The 20322-nt window shown below is 66.9% G+C and carries 18 protein-coding genes; 11 read left to right on the plus strand and 7 right to left on the minus strand.

The features are described 5' to 3' along the window. Positions 1–51 precede the first annotated feature (51 nt). Genes AC1EJR_RS20280 through AC1EJR_RS20295 form a run of 4 tightly spaced genes read left to right on the plus strand, consistent with a single transcriptional unit; the run spans position 52 to position 4565 of the window. On the plus strand, positions 52–1170 hold the full coding sequence (locus AC1EJR_RS20280; protein WP_477147472.1) for an iron-containing alcohol dehydrogenase: 1119 nt from the start codon (positions 52–54) through the stop codon (positions 1168–1170). Further along, positions 1170–2597, plus strand: a complete 1428-nt coding sequence (locus AC1EJR_RS20285; protein ID WP_477147473.1) for an amidase — start codon at positions 1170–1172, stop codon at positions 2595–2597. Before AC1EJR_RS20280 ends, AC1EJR_RS20285 begins: the two co-directional genes overlap by 1 nt. 23 nt (positions 2598–2620) lie before the next feature. Beyond that, positions 2621–3505 (plus strand): tryptophan 2,3-dioxygenase, encoded by an 885-nt coding sequence (locus AC1EJR_RS20290; protein ID WP_092295306.1) that lies wholly within the window; start codon positions 2621–2623, stop codon positions 3503–3505. A 13-nt stretch (positions 3506–3518) separates the two neighbouring features. Further along, entirely contained in the window at positions 3519–4565 is a 1047-nt protein-coding gene (locus AC1EJR_RS20295) for a glutathione S-transferase family protein (protein ID WP_441592467.1), read from the plus strand. 105 nt (positions 4566–4670) lie between these two features. Here the strand turns inward: AC1EJR_RS20295 and wrbA are convergent, their stop codons facing one another. Both wrbA and AC1EJR_RS20305 read right to left on the minus strand, forming a co-directional pair. Then, the gene (gene wrbA / locus AC1EJR_RS20300) at positions 4671–5297 is read right to left on the minus strand and encodes an NAD(P)H:quinone oxidoreductase (RefSeq protein ID WP_092295301.1); all 627 of its coding nucleotides are present in this window, start codon (positions 5295–5297) and stop codon (positions 4671–4673) included. Positions 5298–5323: 26 nt separating this feature from the next. Next, positions 5324–6274, minus strand: a complete 951-nt coding sequence (locus AC1EJR_RS20305; protein WP_092295298.1) for a ring-cleaving dioxygenase — start codon at positions 6272–6274, stop codon at positions 5324–5326. 268 nt (positions 6275–6542) lie between these two features. On the opposite strand from AC1EJR_RS20305, the gene AC1EJR_RS20310 reads away from it, so the two are divergent. Beyond that, complete coding sequence (locus AC1EJR_RS20310) at positions 6543–7454, plus strand: LysR substrate-binding domain-containing protein (protein ID WP_477147474.1); 912 nt, start codon at positions 6543–6545, stop codon at positions 7452–7454. Between the two features lie 126 nt (positions 7455–7580). Next, on the plus strand, positions 7581–8567 hold the full coding sequence (locus tag AC1EJR_RS20315; protein WP_092295292.1) for a LysR family transcriptional regulator: 987 nt from the start codon (positions 7581–7583) through the stop codon (positions 8565–8567). Positions 8568–8618: 51 nt separating this feature from the next. Here the strand turns inward: AC1EJR_RS20315 and AC1EJR_RS20320 are convergent, their stop codons facing one another. The 4 genes from AC1EJR_RS20320 to AC1EJR_RS20335 all read right to left on the minus strand — a co-directional run bounded on the left by AC1EJR_RS20320 (position 8619) and on the right by AC1EJR_RS20335 (position 14503). Continuing rightward, on the minus strand, positions 8619–9611 hold the full coding sequence (locus tag AC1EJR_RS20320; protein WP_177219932.1) for a Bug family tripartite tricarboxylate transporter substrate binding protein: 993 nt from the start codon (positions 9609–9611) through the stop codon (positions 8619–8621). A 105-nt stretch (positions 9612–9716) separates the two neighbouring features. Continuing rightward, a complete protein-coding gene (locus tag AC1EJR_RS20325; protein WP_092295289.1) occupies positions 9717–11342 on the minus strand; it encodes a hydantoinase B/oxoprolinase family protein in 1626 nt (541 codons plus the stop codon). Further along, entirely contained in the window at positions 11339–13435 is a 2097-nt protein-coding gene (locus tag AC1EJR_RS20330) for a hydantoinase/oxoprolinase family protein (RefSeq protein WP_092295287.1), read from the minus strand. Before AC1EJR_RS20330 ends, AC1EJR_RS20325 begins: the two co-directional genes overlap by 4 nt. A 120-nt stretch (positions 13436–13555) precedes the next feature. After that, on the minus strand, positions 13556–14503 hold the full coding sequence (locus AC1EJR_RS20335; RefSeq protein ID WP_092295284.1) for a LysR family transcriptional regulator: 948 nt from the start codon (positions 14501–14503) through the stop codon (positions 13556–13558). Between the two features lie 159 nt (positions 14504–14662). Here AC1EJR_RS20335 and AC1EJR_RS20340 point away from each other — a divergent pair, with 159 nt between their 5' ends. From AC1EJR_RS20340 to AC1EJR_RS20360, 5 genes are read left to right on the plus strand one after another with little or no spacing between them, the layout of a single operon-like run. Then, positions 14663–15637: a Bug family tripartite tricarboxylate transporter substrate binding protein gene (locus AC1EJR_RS20340; RefSeq protein ID WP_092295281.1), complete on the plus strand. Its 975-nt coding sequence runs from the start codon at positions 14663–14665 to the stop codon at positions 15635–15637. A 17-nt stretch (positions 15638–15654) separates the two neighbouring features. Then, the gene (locus AC1EJR_RS20345) at positions 15655–16968 is read left to right on the plus strand and encodes a 3-isopropylmalate dehydratase large subunit (RefSeq protein WP_477113230.1); all 1314 of its coding nucleotides are present in this window, start codon (positions 15655–15657) and stop codon (positions 16966–16968) included. Continuing rightward, positions 16965–17567: a LeuD/DmdB family oxidoreductase small subunit gene (locus tag AC1EJR_RS20350; RefSeq protein WP_441592477.1), complete on the plus strand. Its 603-nt coding sequence runs from the start codon at positions 16965–16967 to the stop codon at positions 17565–17567. Before AC1EJR_RS20345 ends, AC1EJR_RS20350 begins: the two co-directional genes overlap by 4 nt. Before the next feature lie 2 nt (positions 17568–17569). Next, on the plus strand, positions 17570–18772 hold the full coding sequence (locus AC1EJR_RS20355; protein WP_477147475.1) for a pyridoxal phosphate-dependent aminotransferase: 1203 nt from the start codon (positions 17570–17572) through the stop codon (positions 18770–18772). Positions 18773–18801: 29 nt separating this feature from the next. Then, positions 18802–19503 (plus strand): RraA family protein, encoded by a 702-nt coding sequence (locus AC1EJR_RS20360; RefSeq protein ID WP_441592481.1) that lies wholly within the window; start codon positions 18802–18804, stop codon positions 19501–19503. A 24-nt stretch (positions 19504–19527) separates the two neighbouring features. On the opposite strand, the gene AC1EJR_RS20365 is transcribed toward AC1EJR_RS20360, so the two are convergent. After that, positions 19528–20322, minus strand: coding sequence for a heme ABC transporter ATP-binding protein (locus AC1EJR_RS20365; RefSeq protein ID WP_092295266.1), 795 nt, complete (start codon positions 20320–20322; stop codon positions 19528–19530).

A 20322-nucleotide genomic window follows, 5' to 3' on the forward strand; every position in this document is an offset into this window, starting at 1 on the left:
TTACTCGGGATCGATGCATCGATTGCATGCGACACACGTTGGAGTGAGTGGATGAACCAGTTGAAATGCCTGCCGCAAGAAGAAATTGTCTGGGGACACGACATCCTGGAGGACGTTGCCGCGTCGCTGGGAGACCGCGGCATCCGCCGCCCGATCACGTTCACGGTCGGGTTCCTCGAATCCTTGCATCGTAACGTCCTGCAGCCCGGCATCCGGGATGGCGTGGGGGCCTTTATCGACCTGCCACCGCATGTGCCGGACTTCGCCGTGCGCGACGGCCTGCAAGCGTGCCTCACGCGTGACGCGCAGTCGATTGTCGCGCTGGGCGGGGGCTCGGTGCTCGACGCAGCGAAGGCGGTCTCCTACGCGCACTTCAAGCAGACCGGGCGCTACCTGCCCATCGCGGCCTTCCCGACGACCTTGTCCGGTTCCGAGTTCTCCCACTACTTCGGTGTGACGGAGACGGACGGTCCGCAGAAATTCAAGCGCAGCTACGCCGTGCGCGAAACGGCGCCCAAGATCGTTGCCATCGACCCCCGGCTGGTCATCGATACCCCGCGCGCGCTGTTGCTGAGCTCGGCCATCAAGGGCATCGACCACGCGGTGGAAGGGATGCGCAAGGTGGACGTGGATCATCCGCACGCGATCCTGGCCGCGCGGGGCGTCGAGCGTTTCCTCGCCGTGTTGGAGAAGTGGCCGCAGCAGCTTGAGACACGGGAAGCCATCGCGCGCGGGCTGGTCTCGACCGAAGACCTGCTGCAACTCCAGCTTGGCGCCTGGCAGTGCTACTTCTATCCCGCATCGGTCATCTACGGACTGAGCCATCGCATCGGGCACATCCTCGGCGGCACGTTCGGGCTGCCGCACAGCATGACCTCGTGCATCACGCTGGCGCCCGTCATTCGCGCCTGCGCCGAAGCCTATGGCGACAAGTTCGGCATCTTCGCTTCCGGCAAGGGGGACGTCACCGCTGCCACGGCACTGGCCAACCGCATTGCGGATGTCGTGGACGCGCTGCAACTGCCCAGCCGGCTCGCCGCGTTCGATTTCGACCGCGCGAAGCTGCCCGAGGTGGCGGCGCTCCTGAAGCAGAACTATCCCGCCGAGGTCGGTGACCTGGGCGACCACGCCGGCCAKAAGCTCGACGCACTGCTGGAGAGCATGTGGTGATGACCCATCTCGACGTCCATCCTGATCTCCATCCCGACCATCACCACCGTGATCTGCTGCAGTCGGCCCGCGCGGCCACGCAACCGGCCGGCCTGCGCAAGACGCTCGATGCCCTGGCGACGCGGCAGATATCCGCAACCGCGCTGGCGGAGCAGGCGCTCCACGCGGCGGAAGCGAGCCAGCGATCCATCAACGCCTTCTCGACCATCGACTGGGACCGCGCGCTCAAGGCGGCGGCAGAGAGTGACCGCCGTTACGCCGACAATCGGCAGCGTCCGCTGGAAGGGTTGCCCATCGCGATCAAGGACCTCATCGACACCAAAGGCTTGGAGACCCGCTACGGCTCGGCGGCCTACCTCGGGCACCTGCCCGCCGCCGATGCCGACATCGTGAAAGCGCTGACGGAGCGCGGCGCGATCCTCATCGGCAAGACCACGACGCATGAGTTCGCGTGGGGCGTGACCACCGCCAGTACAAAGTTTGGCGATACGCTGAACCCGCTCGACCGCACGCGCATCCCGGGCGGTTCCAGCGGCGGCGCGGCGGCGGCAATTGCCGATGGGGCCGTCATGGCCGGCGTGGGCACCGATACGGGTGGCTCGGTGCGCATTCCCGCCGCGCTGTGCGGCGTGGTCGGATACAAGCCGACGTTCGATACGTTCTCCACGCGCGGCGTGTTTCCGCTGGCACCCACGTGCGACMACGTCGGCCTGCTCGGGGCGCAGGTCGACGATGTGCTGTTGCTGGCCGATGCCCTTCATATCGAGGTACCCGAAAGCGATGCGTGGCTGTCCGCGCGCCTCGGCGTGATCCCGGAGATCGCGCCGGTGCCGACGAGCCCGGCAGTCGCCACGGCATTCAAGGGGGCGATCGGCCGACTGGGGCAGGTCTTCGCCTGCGTGGACGTCGACACGTCCGGCCTGTTCGATGCCGTATTCGATGCCTTCGCGACCATCGTGCTGATCGAAGGCGGCATCGAGCACTTCCGGCGCAACGATTGGGACCGCATCGCCACGCACTACAACCCGGAAACCGTCGACCGATTGCGGCGTGCGGAGACGATGGACCTGCGCGGCTATGCGGCGGCCCAGCAGACGCGGCGCCGGTTCACGGCCAGGCTGCACGAGGCAATGTCGACGGTCGACTACCTCGTGCTGCCGACCTGCCCGTGCGTCGCCCCCCATCTTGGCGCTGCAAACGTCGAGATCGGCGCGTGGTCCGGCACGGTCCGCGAGGCGCTGATGACTTACACCGCGCCATTCAACATCGCCGGGTTTCCCGCCATCTMGATTCCATTGCTCACCGGCGACTGCGGCCTTCCCGCGGCGTTGCAGGTCGTGGCCAAGCCGGGCGACGACGGCGCGCTGCTCCAGATCGCGCAGCAGATGGAGTTGCTGCTGCGCGCAGGCACGGCCCACGAGATTTGACCCCCCACAACCAGGAGACGACGATGGACGAAACCGTCAAGCCAGAGCGCGCCGCCCCGGCCAGCGCTTCCCCCGGGCAAACGCCCTACAGCGCGTGGATGCGCACCGACGTGCTGCACTCGCTGCAACACCCGGTCAGCGATCATCCGGGCGAGCATGCGTGGATCACGTCGGTGCAGGTGTCCGAGTTGTACTGGATGCTGATCATCAAGGAGCTGCGGATCGCCCAGGCGCAGTTGCGCGCCAATGACCTGACGCAGGCCATCAAGACCCTGCAACGCGTGGTCGCCCATCATGAGCCGCTTAACGCGACGTGGCGCTCGCTGGCGTGGATGACGCCCAACGACCTGCTGGCTATCCTGTCCCGCGCGGTAGCGACGTTCGGCAAGGACACCGCGCTCCAGGGCTGGACCTACCGGCAGATGGTCTACCTGCTCGGCATCAAGCAGGCGGAGCACCTGCAGCATTTCGAACCGCAACCCGCGCGCTGGGACCAGCTCAACACGACGCTGCACCAGCCGAGCGTCTACGACGACGTGCTCGGCTACCTGGACCGCCACGGCTTCGCGGTGCCGGCCACGGTACTCAAGCGCGACTTCAGCCAGGCCTATGCACCCAGCAAGGATGTCGAGAAAGCCTGGCGCGTTGTGTATGCCAACCCGAACCAGCATGTCGAACTCCAGCGTCTTGGCGAGACCTTGGCCGATGTCGCCGAGGGCTTCTCCGCCTGGAAGCACCTGCACCTGATGGCCACGCGCCGCACGTTCGGCGCCCGCCCGGCCTACTTCGGCACGGAGGGCGTTGCCTGGCTGCTGCCGTCCATGGCGGAGATCCCGTTCCCGGAACTCTGGTCGGCGCGCGGTTTCATCGGCGACCCGCCGGCGGCATGCCCGCACATGCACAAGTAAGGAGAACACAGCAATGGACCATACGAGATTGAAGAGTCAGGCGGCCGATGCCCGTGCCGCCGTGGCCGACCCCGCGCGGATCACCATCGTCGGGGACGACGCCGCGCCGCGTTTCGAGCTCTTTCATGCGGCGAGTTCGCTCTGCTCGCAGAAGGTGCGTACGGTCTTGGCCGAGAAGCGCCTGTCGTACCGCTCGAACGACATGATGATCCTCGGTTCGATGGGGCCGGCGGGTGTCGTCGCCGCCGAGCACTACCATCCGCCCTATGTCCGGCTGCGCCTGATCGCCGGGCGAGAGGTGGACAGGGCATTCGTCAGCGGCTACAGCGGGCGCACCTCGGTCGAGACCGAAGGCTTCGATCCGTGCGTGGTGCCGCTGCTGGTGGACTACGAGGCCGGCCGGGTCATCGCCGATTCGAAGCGGATCTGCTGCTACCTGGACGCGGTGTCCCATGACCCGGTGCAACTGGTGCCAGAGGACGCGGTCGCGCGCGCGGCGGTGATGCGGCAGGTCGATATCGTCGACAGGATCCCGAACGGCACGCTGCTCTATGGCTTTCATCCCGATGCGGATGCGCGGCCCGATGTGCTCAAGGCTGGCATGGAACGGGTCTACGACTACAAGATCATGGCGCTCGAGGCGATGATCGCCGCCAATGCGGACGATGCGGTGCTGGTGGCCGCCTATCGCGCCAAGATCGCCAAGGAGCGCGGTGGCAAGTCCGTCCGCCACGACGCGGCGTTCCAGCGGGCCGCGCGCCAGCACGTGGCCAGCCTGTTGAAGGATCTCGAAAACACGCTGTCCTCGTCGTCGGAAACCTATCTCAAGGGCGGCCCGTTCACGCTGGGCGATGTGCTGTGGGGCGTGAACCTGGTGCGGATGGCCTACCTCGGGCTGGCGTCGCTGTGGGAGGAACTGCCGAACGTCACGCGTTACGTGGAGCTGCTCGCCAGGCGCCCGTCGCTCTGCAAGGAGGCGATCCAGGCCACGCTCGGCGCGATGCCGCCTTCGCGGTACATGGAAACGGTGGCGTGCTGCGGCGAGGCCGTGGCGGCTTAGGTTTGGGGTAGAAGCAGTAACAGGAACCAGACGGAGGGGGCATAAAGAAGGGCGGGGACCATAAGTCCCCGCCCTTTCTCTTACCTCAAGCGACCTGGAACGACCTCAAGCGGCCACGGGTTCCTGCTCGCAATGCAGCGAACGTGCCACGGCGGTCACGCGGCGGCCCTGGAAGCGGGCCACGGCCAGGTGGTCCTCGTCGGGCTTGTCGGCGTCGAGGTGTGAGACATGGGTCGCACCGTAGGGCGTGCCGGCCTTGAACATCACGGCGTCGGCGTAGCCCAGCGGCACGATGATCAGGCCCAGGTGGGCCATCGGCGTGTAGATCGACAGCAGCGTCGATTCATTGCCGCCGTGGCGCGACGAGGTCGAGCCGAACACCGAGCCGACCTTGCCGTTGAGCTTGCCCTGGAACCACAGGCCGCCGAGGCCGTCGATATAGGCCTTGAGTTCCGTCGAGATCGAGCCGAAGCGCGTCGGCGTGCCGAAGACGATGGCATCGGCCCACTCGGCGTCGGCCTCGGTCGGCGCTTCGTAGCGGTCGTTCATGGCGGTGGCGTTCTCGAGCCAGCCCGGCGCCTGGCGCATGACGTCGGGGCCGACCACCTCGCGCGCGCGGCGCAGGCGGACTTCCGCGCCGGCCTCGATGGCGCCGGCTGCCACGGCCTTGGCCAGCAGTTCGGTCGAGCTGTTGCGGGAATAGAAGGCGATCAGTACTTTGGGTTTCTGCATGTCAGGTCCAGACAGGGTGAAGTCGGTCAAACGGAAATGGGTTCGAGTCGCCCGAGCAACTCGTCCTTGCGGTCGGCCAGCCAGGGCGGCAACTGGAATTCCTCGCCGAAGTGGCCGGGTTCTTCGTCGATGGCGAAGCCGATATCGGTCGTGGCCGCTTCGAACATCACACCGCCCGGCATCTTGAAATACATGGAGCGGAAGTAGTTGCGGTTCACCGACTCCGAGGTATCGATGTAGCCCAGCGCCATGAACTTTTCCTTGAGGGCCATCTGCTGGTCCATGGTGTCGACGGCGAACGCCACATGGTGGATCGTGCCTTCGCCATAGACCGAGGAGCCCTGGTGACGATCCGGCTCATGCAGGAATTCGACAACCATGCCGGGGCCGCCCGTGTGCGTCTCGAAGCGGTAGTACGGCCCGGTCTGGCCGACCTGGCGGAAACCGATCGCCTCGCTCATGAAGCGGATCGATTCGGCCACCTCGCGCAGGGACAGCGTGATGCTGTGCACGCCGCGGATCGCGAACGCCTCGGGGATATCGCTGGCCACGCACGCCGGGCGCTTGTCCAGATCCGTCTCGACCAGATCGAACTCGATGCCGCAGGGGTGATGAAAACGCTGGCGCCGCTCGTCGAAGCGCGCGGTGATGGCGCTGTCGTAGGCAATGCCCATCGCGTCGAAGCGGGCGCGCCAGAAGTCGAGCGAGCCGGTGGGCACCGAATAGTTGATGACCCGGACCTGGCCCGAGCCGGGGCGCGCCGCAACCCCTTTCTGCCGGAACGGGAACGAGGTCACCAGCGTGCCCGGGTCACCGTTGGCGTTGCCGTAGTAGAGGTGATAGATCGGGTCCTCGCCGTCGAGAAGAACGGTCTTCTTGACGAGGCTTTGCCCCAGCAGCTTGACGTAAAAATCCACATCCTCCTGCGCGTGTCTTACGCCGGCGGTCAGATGATGAAATCCCTTGATCATCGACATTGTCCTCTCCACTTGAGTATTGACGGTCACGAGACAGCGCGGAGCCGCTCATGTGCAACAGCTTAAGCGTTCAATATCGATTGGGCAGCGGTCAGATCGTGTACGCAAGGTTCGGCAAAACCGAACGATGGTCGTACGGCGGGGGCAGGAAGTACCAAGGTTTGCCCGGATGCCACTGGGCGCGCGCGGTGCAGTATGATCGGACCTCGATACCATACCGATATGACAGCCGTTGCCATCGCGACAGCGGACTGCGCGCCCCCATCCAATGCTCGATCTGAAGGACGTGTATTTCTTCGTGCAGGTCGTTGACCGCGGTGGCTTCACCTCGGCCGGCGAGGTGCTGCGCCTGCCGAAGTCGACGCTGAGCCATCGGGTCAAGGAGCTGGAAGCGTCGCTGGGCGTGCGGCTCATCAATCGCACCTCGCGGCAGTTCGCCATGACCGAGGTGGGCCAGGAGTTCTACCAGTACGCGATGAACCTGCTCCGCAGCGCGGAGGTGGCCGAGGAGGCGATGCGCCAGCGGCTGGCCGAACCCAGCGGCGTGATCCGCGTGACCACCGCCGCCGAGATCGCGCAGTTTGCGCTGCGGCACGTGCTGCCTACCTTCCTGTCAGAGAATCCCAAGGTCAAGATCGTCGAGACGGCCACGGACCGGCTGGTGGATATCGTGGGGGAGGGCTTCGACCTGGCGATCCGGGGCCATACCGGGCAATTGCAGGACTCCAACCTGATCCAGCATCCGCTGGCCAAGGCGCCCTGGTACCTGTTCGCGGGTCCGGAATACCTTGAGCGTATGTCCGTGCCGGCGGAGCCGGAAGACCTGATGACCCATTCGCTCATCGGCATGGTCAGCAAGGGACCGCTGCAATGGCATTTGCAGGGCCCCGACAAACGCACCATTACGGTGCCGATCGATCCGAGGTTCCAGAGCAACAGCCTGATTTCACTGAAGGAAGCCGCCTGCGCAAACATCGGCATCGCGGCGCTGCCAGGGTACATCTGCCAGACGGAGCTGAAGGCCGGCGCGCTGCGGCAGATTTTGCCGCAATGGATTGCCGCCGATGCGCGCATCACCGCCCTGATTCCCTACCGTATCGGCCTGCTGCCGKCGGTGCGCACGATGGTGGACTACCTCGCGGAGGTGCTACCCAAGGTGACCGCCTTCGACCGCGGCTAGTGACGCGGGGCTGGCGTTGGGTGAGCAGCGCACGGCTTTTCGCTACGCGCGATGAGTCGTCGTTGATCATTCACGGCTTCGAATATATGCTGCAGGCATCCCTCCCCACGCCGCACAGCGCGCGCCATGAACCGCAATATCTCCCTGCGTCACCTACGCTCGTTTGTCGAGGTGGCCAACGCCGGATCGTTCACCACGGCGGCGGCGCGCCTGTTTGTTACGCAGTCGGCGCTGACGGCGACCATCCAGCAGTTCGAGGAATCGGTCGGGCTCAAGCTGTTCGACCGCAACACGCGGCGCGTGGTCATGACGCAGGAGGCGGTCCGCTTCAAGGCCGAGGCCGACAGGATCCTGCGGGATTTCGACAGCGCCATCTCCGACCTGCAATCGTTCGCGGACAGCCAGAAAGGGCATATCCGCATCGCGGCGGCGGCGTCGGTGATCTACCAGTTCCTGGTCACGGCCGTGGGCAAGTTTCGCCAGCAGTATCCGGGCGTGACGTTCACGCTGCGCGATGCCGGCGCGGAGCAGGTCGAACAGATGGTGATGGATGGGGAACTCGACTTCGCCATTACCAGCCGCCACAAGGGCATCGACGAACTCTCCTACGTGCCGCTGCTGGAAGACCGCTACGGCGTGGTCTGCCGCGCGGACTATCCGCTAGCCAAGCGCGCCGGTCCGTTGCGCTGGGCGGACCTTGCGCCAGAGGATTTCGTCGCCTTCACGGCCGACACGGGCATCGGCACCTTCCTGCACGAGAACGCGGGCCACTGGCCGGTGTTCGGCGGGGAACATGACGAGATTTCGAGCACGACGTCGTTGTTCGCGGTGCTCAACGAAGGCGGGCGATTCTCGATCATCCCGGCCCTGGCGGCCAAGGCGGCGGGCTTCACCGACCTGGCCTACCGTGAGCTGGCCGCGCCGGTGCTGTCACGCGAGATCTGCCTGATCACGCGGCGGCTGCGCTCGTTGTCGCCGAGTTCGCAACGCATGCTCGACATCATCATGGACACCATCCGTGCGCAGGCGCTGCCCGATGGCGTGTCGATCATCGGCGAGGAAGCCGCCCCGCGTCGCGCCACGCGCCGCACCACGCGCCGGAAGGCGGGCTGAAGCGGCCGGCCCCGCGCCCGCGCCGCCCCAGCCCTTCCGGCGTTGCAATCGTCAGTCGAGGTTGATGTGTGCCTCGTCGATGACCTGCTTCCACTTCTTCGTCTCGCTGCGAATCGTGCTGGCCAGGCGCTCCGGCGGGCCGCCGGCAACGTCGAAGCCGAGACTGGTGAGCCGCTCGCGCACCGCCTTGTCCTGCAGCGCCTCGTCGAACGCCTTGTTCAACTTGGAAACGATGGGCTGCGGCGTGGCGCGCGGCGCCAGGAAGGCATACCAGCCGACCAGCTCATAGCCCGGCACGCCGGCTTCGGCCACCGTCGGCATCTGCGGGGCGTTGGGGGTGGGCTTGGCCGTGGTCACGGCCAGTGCGCGCAGCTTGCCTTCCTTCACGAACGGCATCGCCTCGGGCAGGATCGCGAACATCAACGAGGTCTGCCCGCCGATGAGATCCGTCAGCGCCGGCGCTCCACCCTTGTAGGGCACATGATTCATCTGCACGCCCGCCATCTTCTTGTATAGCTCGCCACCGAGGTGGGCCGGCGTGCCGTTGCCGGATGACGCGTAGCTCGTGCCGGGATGCGCCTTCAGGTAGGCGCTCAGCTCCTGCATGGTCTTCACCGGCACCGATGGATTGACGACGACCAGGCTGGCGAGCGTCGTGGCCAGGATGATCGGCGCGAAATCCTTCTGCGGATCGTAGGGCAGCGTCTTGTACAGGCCGGGGTTGGCCGCTAGCGCAGTGGAGGTGCCGAGGAACAGCGTGTAGCCATCCGCCGGCGACTTGGCGACATAGCTCGCGCCGATATTGCCGCTGGCGCCGGGGCGATTCTCCACCACCACTGGCTGGCCCATTTCCTCGCCGATCTTCTGGCCGAGCACGCGCGCGAGCACGTCGGTGGAGCCACCGGCTGGATACGGCACGATGATGCGTACTGGCTTGTTGGGATACGCGGCAACCTCTGCCGGCGTGGCATCGGCCGCGTGGGCAAGGGGCGCCAGCAACCACAGCGCGACGGGCAGGGACAGCGTCTTGAAGATGCAATGCATGACTACCTCTCCACCGGTGCGGCGTGGGTCCGCCCGGATGTTGTGTGGTAAAGGCACCCTCAGGTGCCGGCTCTTGTCTCCTCCGCATGCATGATGCGTGCCGATTCAGGTGGCGTAGCCCTGTTCCCGATCGTACGCGATGCGCTCGAAGTCCCGTTCGGTGGCCGGGCCGAAGCCGCCGCCGCCCGGGGTACGCAGGATCACTTCGTCGCCGGGCTGCAGCGTCTGCGGCTGACGTGCATCCACCGCTTGCCCGTTGATCAGCACTTCCCCGCAGGCGCCGGCCTCGCCGCCGGCAAAACCCGGCGCCGGCACGATCAGCCGTTCCGTCAGGAAGACAATCGACAGGGGCGTGGGATGACGGCTGACGAAGCACACCTCCTCGCCAAGCCCGCCCCGCTGCCGGCCGGCACCGCCGGTGCCCGGGCGCAGTGCCTTGTAGCGGAAGAACAGCGGCGCGTCGCGTTCCGCCACTTCCACCGGCGTCGGCGAAATATTGCTCGGCCAGGACATGACGGATGCGCCGTCCTTCCCGGCCGTGGCGCCCAGACCGCCGTTATAGAAGAGCACCGTGGCGAAGGGGCGGCCATCCTCGCGGGTGCCGCTGAGGTTGGCGATCCACAGCGGCGAGCCGGCGCCGGCCATCACGCGCTCGGGCAGCACCTGCTGCATGGCGCCGAAGATGACGGTGGGCACGTAGTGGCCGGTGCAGGCGCGGCCCCCCACCGGCGCGGGCGAGCGCGGATTGAGCAGCGAGCCTTCCGGCGCCACGGCGCGGATCGGACGGAACAGCCCGTCGTTGTTCGGCAGGTCGGGCAGTAGCAGGCACTTGATCGCATAGGCCGTCATCGCGCTCGTATAGGCCAGCACGCAGTTGATGCCGCGCGGCTGCTGCGGAGACGTGCCCGCGAAATCGCACTCGATCTCGCCGTTGCCGATGCGCGCCGTCACGGCATAGGTGAAGCGCTCGCCAAAGCCGTCGGTTTGCATCGTGTAGCGATATTCGCCCTCCGGCAGCTGCGCAATGGCGTGGCGCATGGCGGCCTCGCTGCGGTCGAACAGCGCCTGCGCCAGATCGTCGATGCCGGGCAAGGCGTACTCGGTCAGGATGTCATGGAGCCGCGCCGCGATCAGTTCCACCGCGCCGACCTGCGACCAGATATCGCCCACGGTCTGCTCCGGCGTGCGCACATTGGTGCGAATCAGTTGCAGCAGCGTGTCGTCCACGTGCCCCTCGCGCATGAGCGGCATCATCGGGATGTGGAACCCTTCCTCGAACAGCTCGCGCGCATCCACCGAACGGATCTTGCCGCCGATGTCGGGCACGTGGCCCGCCGTCGCGGCGAAGCCCACCAGGCGATTGCCGTGGAATATCGGCTTGACCAGGCACACGTCGTTAAGGTGCCCCGTGCCGATCCACGGGTTATTGGTGATGAAGATGTCCCCCGGCCGCATATTGTCCGCACCGATCTGCGCGATGGCGGCGCGCACGGTGCGTGGCAGGGTGCCGATGAAGGAGGGAATGCTGCCGCTGTTCTCCGCCAACGCGCGACCCGCCGAATCGGTGACGACCACCGCGAAGTCGTTGGCCTCGGTGGAGAGGGTGGAGAAGGACGTGCGCACGATAAGCTTGGCGGCCTCGTTCACCACGGCGCGCACGCGCGTCCAGAACACTTCCAGGAAGATGGGGTCGGCGGCGGAAGCCGCGCCGGGCATGGGTTGGCGGGTCATGCTGCGTGCTCCTCCAGTTCGATGACGAGATTGCCGCTTGCCCCTTGCGTGACGCGGCCCTTCGGTCCCACGACCAGCGTGGAACCGGCATCCTCGATCAGCAGCGGCCCCTGCGCGCGGAATCCCGCTGGCAGCGCGGCGCGGTCGAAGACCGGGGTGTCCAGGTAGCCATCGGCCTCCCTGAAATAGACCTTGCGCCGGCTGCCGGGCGCGACGGCCACGCCTTCAGGCAGCGTTTCGGCGACGAAGGCCTGTCGCGGCGGCGCCTCGCCCGTCACGCGCAAGGTCACCAGTTCCACGGGGACATCGGGCGGGGTACGGCCAAATTTCTCGCGATAGCCGGATTCGAACGCGGCGATCAAGGCGGCGCGCACGATCTCCGCCGGCTGTTTGCCGGTGTAGGGGCCATCGGGCAGGCGCACCGACAGGTTGAAGCCCTGTCCGGCGAAGCGCCCGTCGGCATGGCGCGTCAGCCGTATCGGGCCGAAGCTCTCGTCCAGCGGCGCCAGCGCTTCGCGCGATTGCGATTCCAGTTCGGCAAAGGCGGTTTCCAGCCGCTCCAGCGAATCCGTGGCGGGCCGCACGCTCACCGTGCGCGAGCGGTCGGCGCGTGCCGGTGACACCAGCAGGCCGTATGCAGACGCCACGCCTGCGGCGGGCGGACACAAAATCGTCCGCACACCAATCTTCTGGGCAACGTAATACGCATGCAATGGCCCCCCGCCACCGGTGCACAGCAGCACGAAGCCGCGCGGATCGCGCCCACGCTCGGCCACGTGCACGCGTGCGGCGCCCGCCATGTTCTCGGCGACGATGTCATGGATGCCCCAGGCCACGCCGGTCACGTCACGCGCCAGCCGCTCGCCCGCGCGGCCAAGCGCCTCGGCGGCGCGCGCCACGCTGATGGCCATCGTGCCGCCGGCGAAGTAATCGGGATTGAGGTAGCCGAGCACGAGATTCGCATCCGTCACGGTCGGATCAGTGCCGCCCAGCCCATAGCAGGCTGGACCCGGCTCGGAGCCGGCGCTCTGCGGCCCCACCTTGAGGAGGCCCAGGGCGTCCTGATGGGCGATGCTGCCGCCGCCGGCGCCGATCTCGATCAGGTCGATGGTGGTAATGCGGATCGGTAGGCCGCTGCCTTCGGCAAAACGCTTGCGCCGTGCCGCCTCGAAGCCGAACGTGATGGCCGGCTTGCCATCCTCCACCAAACACAGCTTGGCCGTGGTGCCGCCCATGTCGAAGGCCAGCAGGTCTGGCTGCGCATCGCGCAGGCTGTAGTGGGCCGCCGAGATCGCGCCGGCCGCGGGGCCGGACTCGAGCAGCTCGATCGGATTGCGCTTGGCCTCGCCGATATGGGCCAGACCGCCGTTGGACAGCATCATCAGCACGCCGGCGTGCAGGCCGAGCGCTTGCAGGCGACCTTCGAGTGCGTCCAGGTAGCGCGTCGCCAGCGGCTTGATATAGGCATTGGCGACGGTGGTGGAATTGCGCTCGAATTCGCGGATGACGGGCGCGACATCCGATGACAGCGTGACGTGCAGGGTGGGGAAATCGCGCTCGATCCAGTCGCGCACCAGCCGCTCGTGCGCCGGCGCGCCGTAGGCGTGCAGCAGGCACACGGCGAGCGAATCGACGCCTTGCTCCACCAACTGCCCCACCACCGCGCGCACTTCCTGGGCGTCCGGCGCCTCGATCTCATGGCCTTGCGCATCCATGCGCCCGCCAATCTCGGCGCGCAGCCGGCGCGGCACCAGCGCCGGCGCTGGCTCGATCGTCAGGTCATACAGGTCGTACTTGCGCTCGTGGCCAATCTCCAGCACGTCCCGGAAGCCCCGGGTCGTCAGCAGGCCGGTGGTGCTGCCGCGGCGTTCAATCAGCGCGTTGGTGAACAGCGTGGTGGCATGGACCACGCGCGTGACCCGCTGCGGGTCGATGTGGTGGGTGTGCATCAGCCGGCTGACGCCATCGGCCACGCCCTGCGCCGGGTCACCGTGGGTGGTGAGGACCTTCAGGCTGACGAGCCTGCCCGCCCCGTAGTCCAGTGCGACGACATCCGTAAAGGTGCCGCCAATATCAATCCCAATTGCCCACATCGTCACAAGGCACTCCCGTCGTCATGAAGTCGTCAGACGATGATAGGAATACCGATTGATGATGACCAATGAAAAATAAAGATCGATTGATCAGTGTTGGCGATATATCGTCGTCGGGCGCTATGCCGGCTGCCGTCTGGCCAGCAGCGTCACGCCCGGCGGCATGGGCATCTCGGTCAACGTATCGGTCAGCAGGGCCAGCAGCCGTTGCGCGCTGGGCGCCAGCGAGCGCAGCGGCCGGGTCATCACGCAAAGCTCGCGCGACAGGCGCGGGCCGTGCAGCTCCCGGAACACGAGTTCCGGAAACTCGTTGCGCTGATACGCCAGCGCCGGCAGCACCGAGTAGTAGTTGCCGCGCGCCAGCATGGCGAAGAGGTAGGTGGTGCTTTCTACCTCATCGTGTTCGCCTTGCAGCATGGACCAGTGGGCCGCGTGCGTGCGCAGGAAGTGACCGATGCCGGTGTCTGCGCTGAAGCCGACATAGCCGCCCGTGGGCAGGTCGGTCCAATCGATCGGCCGATCGAGGGTGGCGAGCGGCGAGTCCCGGTGGCAGACCGCGCCATAGCAGTCGCTCACCAGCGGCGTGTAGTCGAGTTCTTCCGCGCCCCGAAATTTGCTGTCGATGGCGAAGTCGACCTCCCCCTCAAGCACCAGCCGCTCGGTCTGCTGCGCGGCGGGGTTGCGCAGCGAGACCGTGATGCCCGGATACGCGTCGCGAAAGCGCGGCAGCGCCGGCACCAGGAACTGGCTGATGACCGACGATGCAGCGCCGATGCGGATATGCCCGCGCTCGCCCTGGGCCAGCGCCACGAGGTCCGAGACGGCGCCGTCGATACCGTTGACCAGCCGTTCCGCCTCGGGCCGGAAGCGCTCCGCATGCCCGGTCAGCGTCACCCGGCGGGTGGTGCGGTCGAACAGCCGGAGACCGAGCACCTCCTCGAGTTGCTGGATGGTCGCGGTCAGCGCGGACTGGGTGATATGGAGCCGCAACGCCGCGGCGGTGAACGAACCGGTCTCGGCCACGGCCAGGAAACAGCGGAACTGCTTGAGGGTGACGTTGTGACGCATCAGGCGGGTGCGAAGGGGCGATTTATCAGAATTTGGTAATAGTGGGCGCAAAAAAGTCGATTGTCCACGGTAATGGCCGTCTCTAGACTGTGTTCGCAACCACGGGGCTGCATACGTGGCCAAGCGAAAAAAATCACACCCTCTGCCCAGGATCCCCCCATGAAGAACCTGTTTGGTCGCGCCGCAGTCCTGCTTGCCTGTTTGCCCACCTTCGCCTTTGCCGGCCCGGAAGATACCTATCCCGACAAGGCGGTCCGCATCGTCGTGCCGTTCGCCGCTGGTGGCTCCACCGACGTGGTGGCGCGCATTCTCGCCGAGAAGCTGCAGGAGCAGTTCAAGCAGCCGTTCGTGGTGGACAACCGCGCCGGCGCCAGCGGCAATATTGGCGCCGAACTGGTGGCCAAGTCTCCCGCTGACGGCTACACGCTGCTGATGGGGGCCACCGGCATCCTGTCGATCAACGACCACCTGTACGGCAAGCTCAACTACAACGCGGCCAAGGACTTCGTGCCTGTGAGCTATGCCACGCAGAATGCCAACATCCTCGTGGTGTCGCCGGGCATGCCGGCTACCAACGTGGCGGACCTCGTGCAACTGGCCAAGACGCGCCCCGGCGCGCTGAGCTTCGCGTCGTCCGGCCCCGGCAGTTCCACGCACCTGTCGGGCGAACTGTTCAAGTCGATGACCGGCGTGAACATGCTGCACGTGCCCTACAAGGGTAGTTCGCAGGCGCTGACCGACCTGCTGGGCGGCAATGTCACGATGCTGTTCGACAACGCGCCGTCGTCCATCGGCTTCGTGCAGCAAGGCAAGCTCAAGGCGCTGGCCGTGACCAGCCGCAAGCGCCTTCCCGGCCTGCCCAATGTGCCGACGCTCGACGAAGCCGGCGTCAAGGGCTACGAATCGCTGTCGTGGAGTGGGGTCGTGGCGCCAGCCGCCACGCCGCGCGCCATCGTGTTGAAGCTCAACCGTGCGATCGATGCGATCCTGAAGTCCGATGACGTCAAGGCGAAGCTCCTGAATCTGGGCGTGGAACCGGTCGGCGGCTCGCCCGAGGACTTCGCGCGCCTGATCCAGGCCGAGCACGACAAGTGGGGCAAGGTCATCAAGACCGCCCAGATCAAGCTCAACTGAGTCACGCCCTGATCGTTATGACGTCTCTCCAGCCGGCCGCCACGCGTGGCCAGACCCTTGCCGAGAAGTTGTTGTCGCGCGCCGCAGGCGAAGCGGTCTATGCCGACGACCTGGCGATCTGCGTGCCGCATGGCGCGATGGGCACCGACGGGTCGATCCCGATGGCGCTCGACTACTTCCGCGACATGCAGCCCGAGGGCGACTTGCCGCCGCCAGCCTTTCCGGAGCGGCTGGTGTTCGCGCTGGACCACTATGGCGCCCCGTCGGGCGAGCAGGCGCTGCGGCTGCAGGACCGGGCGCGCAGTTATGCCCAGACCCACGGCCTGTGCGTGTTCGAGGTAGGCGAGGGCATCGGCCATCAATTGATGCTGGAACGTGGCCGCGTGCTGCCGGGCCAGCTCGTGGTCGGTGCCGATTCGCATGCGGTCAGCTATGGCGCGCTCAACGCGTTTGGCTCCGGTATTGGCTCGTCCGATCTCGCCGGCATCTTCCAGTGCGGACAGCTCTGGCTGAAGGTCCCCGGCACGCTGCGCATCTGGCTGACGGGCACGCTGCCGGCCTACGCTTCGGCGAAAGATGTCGCCCTGACCATGGCCCGGCGGCTCGGCGTGGGCGGGGCCAACTATCTGGCACTGGAGTTCGCCGGCCCCGGCGTGGCGACGCTCGATATGGACGACCGGATCGTGCTCGCCAACATGTCGGTGGAAATGGGCGCCAAGGCCGGGCTGTTTCCGTTCGATGCATGCACGGCGGACTGGCTGTCGGCCAACGCGTCCGTCGACCCGGGCCGCTACACGCCGGTCTCGGCCGACGCCGATGCCAGCTATGTCGATACGATGACCTTCGACCTCTCGGCGGTCGCGCCGCAGGTGGCGTTGCCGCACCGCGTGGACAACGTGGTCGATCTGGCCGACGCGGGCGATACCAAGATCGACATCGTCTACCTCGGCACCTGTACCGGTGGCCGCGTGAAGGACTACCGCGAGGCGCTGTCCGTGCTGCACGCACGCGGCGGCGTGGCGCCGGGCGTGCGGCTGATCGTCACGCCGGCGTCCGAACCGGTGCGGGCCGAGATGGAGCGCAACGGCATGCTGGCCGAGTTCGTCGCCCTGGGCGCCGAGTTGCAGCCGCCCGGATGCGGCAGCTGCTGCGGCACCTGCGGCAGCATTCCAGCGGACGGCCAACGCGTGATCTCGACCGCCAACCGCAATTTCAAGGGGCGCATGGGCAATCGCCATGCGCACATCTTCCTCGCCTCGCCGCTTGCCTGCGCCACCGCCGCAGCGAGTGGCCATCTGGCGGACCCCCGAGACCTCGTCGTCACGCCATGAATTCGCCGTTGCCCGCCGTCGCCAGTCCCCGTTCCCTTGTCATCGAAGGCCGCGCCCGTCGTCTGGGGGACGATATCAACACCGACTACATCATTGCCTCCAGCCGCAAGAAGCACAGTGTCGATCCGCACGTGTTGCGGCAGTTCCTGCTGGAAGACCTCGATCCCGACTTCGCGGGAAGCGTCCGCGATGGCGACATCCTCGTGGCAGGGCACAACTTCGGCTGTGGCTCCGCCATGGAGGTGGCCGTCACGGTGGTGCTGGCCGCCGGCATCCGCGTGGTCGTGGCGAAGAGTTTTGCCCGCACGTACTGGCGCAATGCCGTGAATAACGGCCTGCTGCTGATTACCGCCGATACCGCCGATACCGAGGCCGTGCCGGAAGGCGCGCCGCTCTCGCTGCGGCTTGCCGGCGCGCAGGCCACGTTGCACGTCGGCGCCGAGGGCGCGCATGTGATTGCGTGCGAGCCTGTGCCCGATGTCGTCCTGACCATCCGCGAAGCTGGCGGCCTGGTGCCGTACCTGCGGCAGCACCGCCAGTTCCTCAAGCCATCCCGGCCGGGTTCCGTACCCGGTCCCATCAACCCACAACCGCTCTGATCATGCCCCTCATTGCTGAACGCCTGAACCGTATCAAGCCGTCGCCCAGTTCCATGGCGGGCCAGCGCGCCCGGGAGTTGCGCGCCGCTGGCCGCGACATCATCGGACTGACCTCCGGCGAGCCTGACTTCGACACCCCGCAGAACATCTGCGAGGCCGCCACGCGCGCCATGTCGGCGTCGCAGACCAAGTACACCGACGTCGGCGGCACGCCGGAGCTGCGCGCGGCCGTTGCCGACAAGTTCCGCCGCGACAATAGGCTCGACTACGCGCCCAACGAGCTGATCGTCGGCACGGGTGGCAAGCAGATCATCTTCAACGCCTTCATGTGCACCCTGCAGGMCGGTGACGAAGTCATCGTGCCGGCGCCGTACTGGGTCTCGTATCCGGACATCGTGCTGCTGGCCGAAGGCAAGCCGGTCTTCGTCAACTGCCTGCCCCAGAACGCGTTCAAGCTCACGCCCGCCCAGCTCGAGGCGGCCATCACGCCGCGCACGCGCTGGTTGGTGCTGAATGCGCCGAACAACCCGAGCGGCGCCACTTATTCGTATGCGGAACTGAAGGGCCTGGCCGAGGTGCTGCTGCGGCATCCGCACGTCTGGGTGATGACGGATGACATCTACGAGCACATCCTCTACGACGGCCGCGAGTTCGCGACCATCGCCCAGGTGGAGCCGGCGCTCAAGGAACGCACGCTGACCATCAACGGCGTCTCGAAGGCCTACGCCATGACCGGCTGGCGCATTGGCTACGGCGGTGCCCCGGCGGAACTGGTCAAGGCGATGGTCAAGCTGCAGTCGCAAAGCACGTCGAATCCGTCATCGATCAGCCAGGCCGCCGCGCTGGAGGCGCTGAATGGGCCGCAGGACTTCATCGCCGAACGCACCCGCGTGTTCCAGTCGCGCCGGGATGCGGTGGTGAGCGCGCTGAACACCATGCCCGGCATCACCTGCCATGCGCCCGAAGGCGCGTTCTACGTGTTTCCCTCGTGCGCGGCCTTGCTGGGCAAGACCACGCCCGATGGCAAGCGGATCGAGACGGACGAGGATTTCGTGATGTACCTGCTCGATGCGCAGAACCTGGCGGTGCTGCAGGGCGGCGCCTATGGCGTGTCGCCGTTCTTCCGCATCTCGTTCGCCACGTCGATGCAACGGCTCGAGGCCGGCCTGGCGCGTCTGCGCACGGCCTGCGAACAACTGCGCTGAATCACCGCTGACAAGGGAGCGTCCTGAATATGACCGATACCAACCAACCGGTGCAGTGGCCGGCCGGCTATCGCATCAACCCGCGCGCCGAGGGGCCCGCGAAAGCCATCGTCGATGCGTTCCGCGAGATGCCCGTGGCTGCCATCGGCGATGCCATGAGCCGCAACGTCGGCACCTACGGCCTGCGGCAGTATCACGCGCGGCTGGAAACGGTGCTCTGCGGGCCGGCCGTGACCGTGCGCGTGCGGCCCGGTGACAACCTCATGATCCACAAGGCGCTGATGATGGTGCAGCCCGGCGACGTGCTCGTGATCGACGGCGGCGCCGACGTCACGCAGGCCCTCGTTGGTGGCCTGATGCGCACCACCTGCGTGGCCAAGCGCCTCGGCGGGCTGGTGATCGACGGGGCGATCCGCGACCTGCTGGAGTGGGCCGAGGACGGCATGCCGATTTTTGCGAGAGGCCATACCCATCGCGGCCCGAGCAAGGATGGTCCCGGCGAGATCAACGTGCCGGTGTCGTGCGCAGGCATGGCCGTCATGCCGGGCGACCTGATCGTCGGGGATGCCGATGGCGTCATCGCGGTACCGGCGGCCGATGCCGCCGATGTCTTGCGCCGCACGCGGCTGCACCTGGAGCGTGAGGCCAAGATCCGCGAAACGAACCGGCTCGGCACGGCGGACCCGGAACGGTTCGACGCAGTGCTGCGCGAGAAGGGCCTGCCGATCTGAGCGGCCCCCGGCTGGGCGTAGCGCTCAGCCGAACACCACCATCGGCGTACCCGGATGCACCGGGGAGTCGATGACGGCGGCGTCCATGCCGTAGACCGTAGCCAGATGGGCCGGGGACAGCACGTTCGCTGGCGTGCCGAGCGCGACGGTGCGCCCGTCGGCCAGCAACAGCAGGCGGTCACACCAGCGGGCGGCGAGATTGACGTCGTGGAGCACGACCAGCACCGCGAGGCCATCGGTGCGGCTCAGCGTCCGCACGGCCTGGAGCAGCAGCAACTGGTGGCGCGGGTCCAGGCTGGAAGTGGGTTCGTCGAGAAACAGCACGCGGTACTCCTCTGCCGCCCGGCAGGCCAGCACCTGCACCAGCGTGCGGGCGAACTGTACGCGCTGCTGCTCGCCGCCGGACAGGCTCTGGTAGGCGCGCGGCGCCAGGGCGCTCACGTCGGCAATCTCCAAGGCGCGGTCGATCAGCGTCGCGAGCGCACGCGGCGTCAGTTCGGGAAACGGGTAGGCACCCATCGCCACCACCTCGTGCGCGGGCAGGTCGAAGCCGAGCCCCGGCGATTGCGGCAGCACGGCGCGGCAGCGCGCCAGCGACGCCACCGACCACGCCGCCATCTCGCGCCCGTTGAGCAACAGGCCCGGCTCCGGGCTCAGTTCCGGCTTCAGTTCGCCGGCCAGCGTGCCGAGCAGCGTGCTCTTGCCGGCGCCGTTGGCGCCCAGCACGCCAAGCACTTCGCCGGCGGGCAGGTCGATATCGATGGCGTCCAGCACGCGGCGGCGGCCACGGCTGCATTGCAGGTTGCGTGCAGTCAGCAT

The sequence above is a fragment of the Cupriavidus sp. 05T42 genome, assembly GCF_056396345.1.

What these genes read in the sequence shown, in the direction of transcription:
- AC1EJR_RS20315 (WP_092295292.1), top strand. Translation starts at nt 7,581, where the DNA reads ATGAACCGCAATATCTCCCTGCGTCACCTACGCTCGTTTGTCGAGGTG.
- AC1EJR_RS20335 (WP_092295284.1), bottom strand. Translation starts at nt 14,503, where the DNA reads ATGCGTCACAACGTCACCCTCAAGCAGTTCCGCTGTTTCCTGGCCGTG.
- AC1EJR_RS20340 (WP_092295281.1), top strand. Translation starts at nt 14,663, where the DNA reads ATGAAGAACCTGTTTGGTCGCGCCGCAGTCCTGCTTGCCTGTTTGCCC.
- AC1EJR_RS20305 (WP_092295298.1), bottom strand. Translation starts at nt 6,274, where the DNA reads ATGTCGATGATCAAGGGATTTCATCATCTGACCGCCGGCGTAAGACAC.
- AC1EJR_RS20365 (WP_092295266.1), bottom strand. Translation starts at nt 20,322, where the DNA reads ATGCTGACTGCACGCAACCTGCAATGCAGCCGTGGCCGCCGCCGCGTG.
- AC1EJR_RS20350 (WP_441592477.1), top strand. Translation starts at nt 16,965, where the DNA reads ATGAATTCGCCGTTGCCCGCCGTCGCCAGTCCCCGTTCCCTTGTCATC.
- AC1EJR_RS20290 (WP_092295306.1), top strand. Translation starts at nt 2,621, where the DNA reads ATGGACGAAACCGTCAAGCCAGAGCGCGCCGCCCCGGCCAGCGCTTCC.
- AC1EJR_RS20295 (WP_441592467.1), top strand. Translation starts at nt 3,519, where the DNA reads ATGGACCATACGAGATTGAAGAGTCAGGCGGCCGATGCCCGTGCCGCC.
- wrbA (WP_092295301.1), bottom strand. Translation starts at nt 5,297, where the DNA reads ATGCAGAAACCCAAAGTACTGATCGCCTTCTATTCCCGCAACAGCTCG.
- AC1EJR_RS20360 (WP_441592481.1), top strand. Translation starts at nt 18,802, where the DNA reads ATGACCGATACCAACCAACCGGTGCAGTGGCCGGCCGGCTATCGCATC.
- AC1EJR_RS20320 (WP_177219932.1), bottom strand. Translation starts at nt 9,611, where the DNA reads ATGCATTGCATCTTCAAGACGCTGTCCCTGCCCGTCGCGCTGTGGTTG.
- AC1EJR_RS20345 (WP_477113230.1), top strand. Translation starts at nt 15,655, where the DNA reads ATGACGTCTCTCCAGCCGGCCGCCACGCGTGGCCAGACCCTTGCCGAG.
- AC1EJR_RS20330 (WP_092295287.1), bottom strand. Translation starts at nt 13,435, where the DNA reads ATGTGGGCAATTGGGATTGATATTGGCGGCACCTTTACGGATGTCGTC.
- AC1EJR_RS20325 (WP_092295289.1), bottom strand. Translation starts at nt 11,342, where the DNA reads ATGACCCGCCAACCCATGCCCGGCGCGGCTTCCGCCGCCGACCCCATC.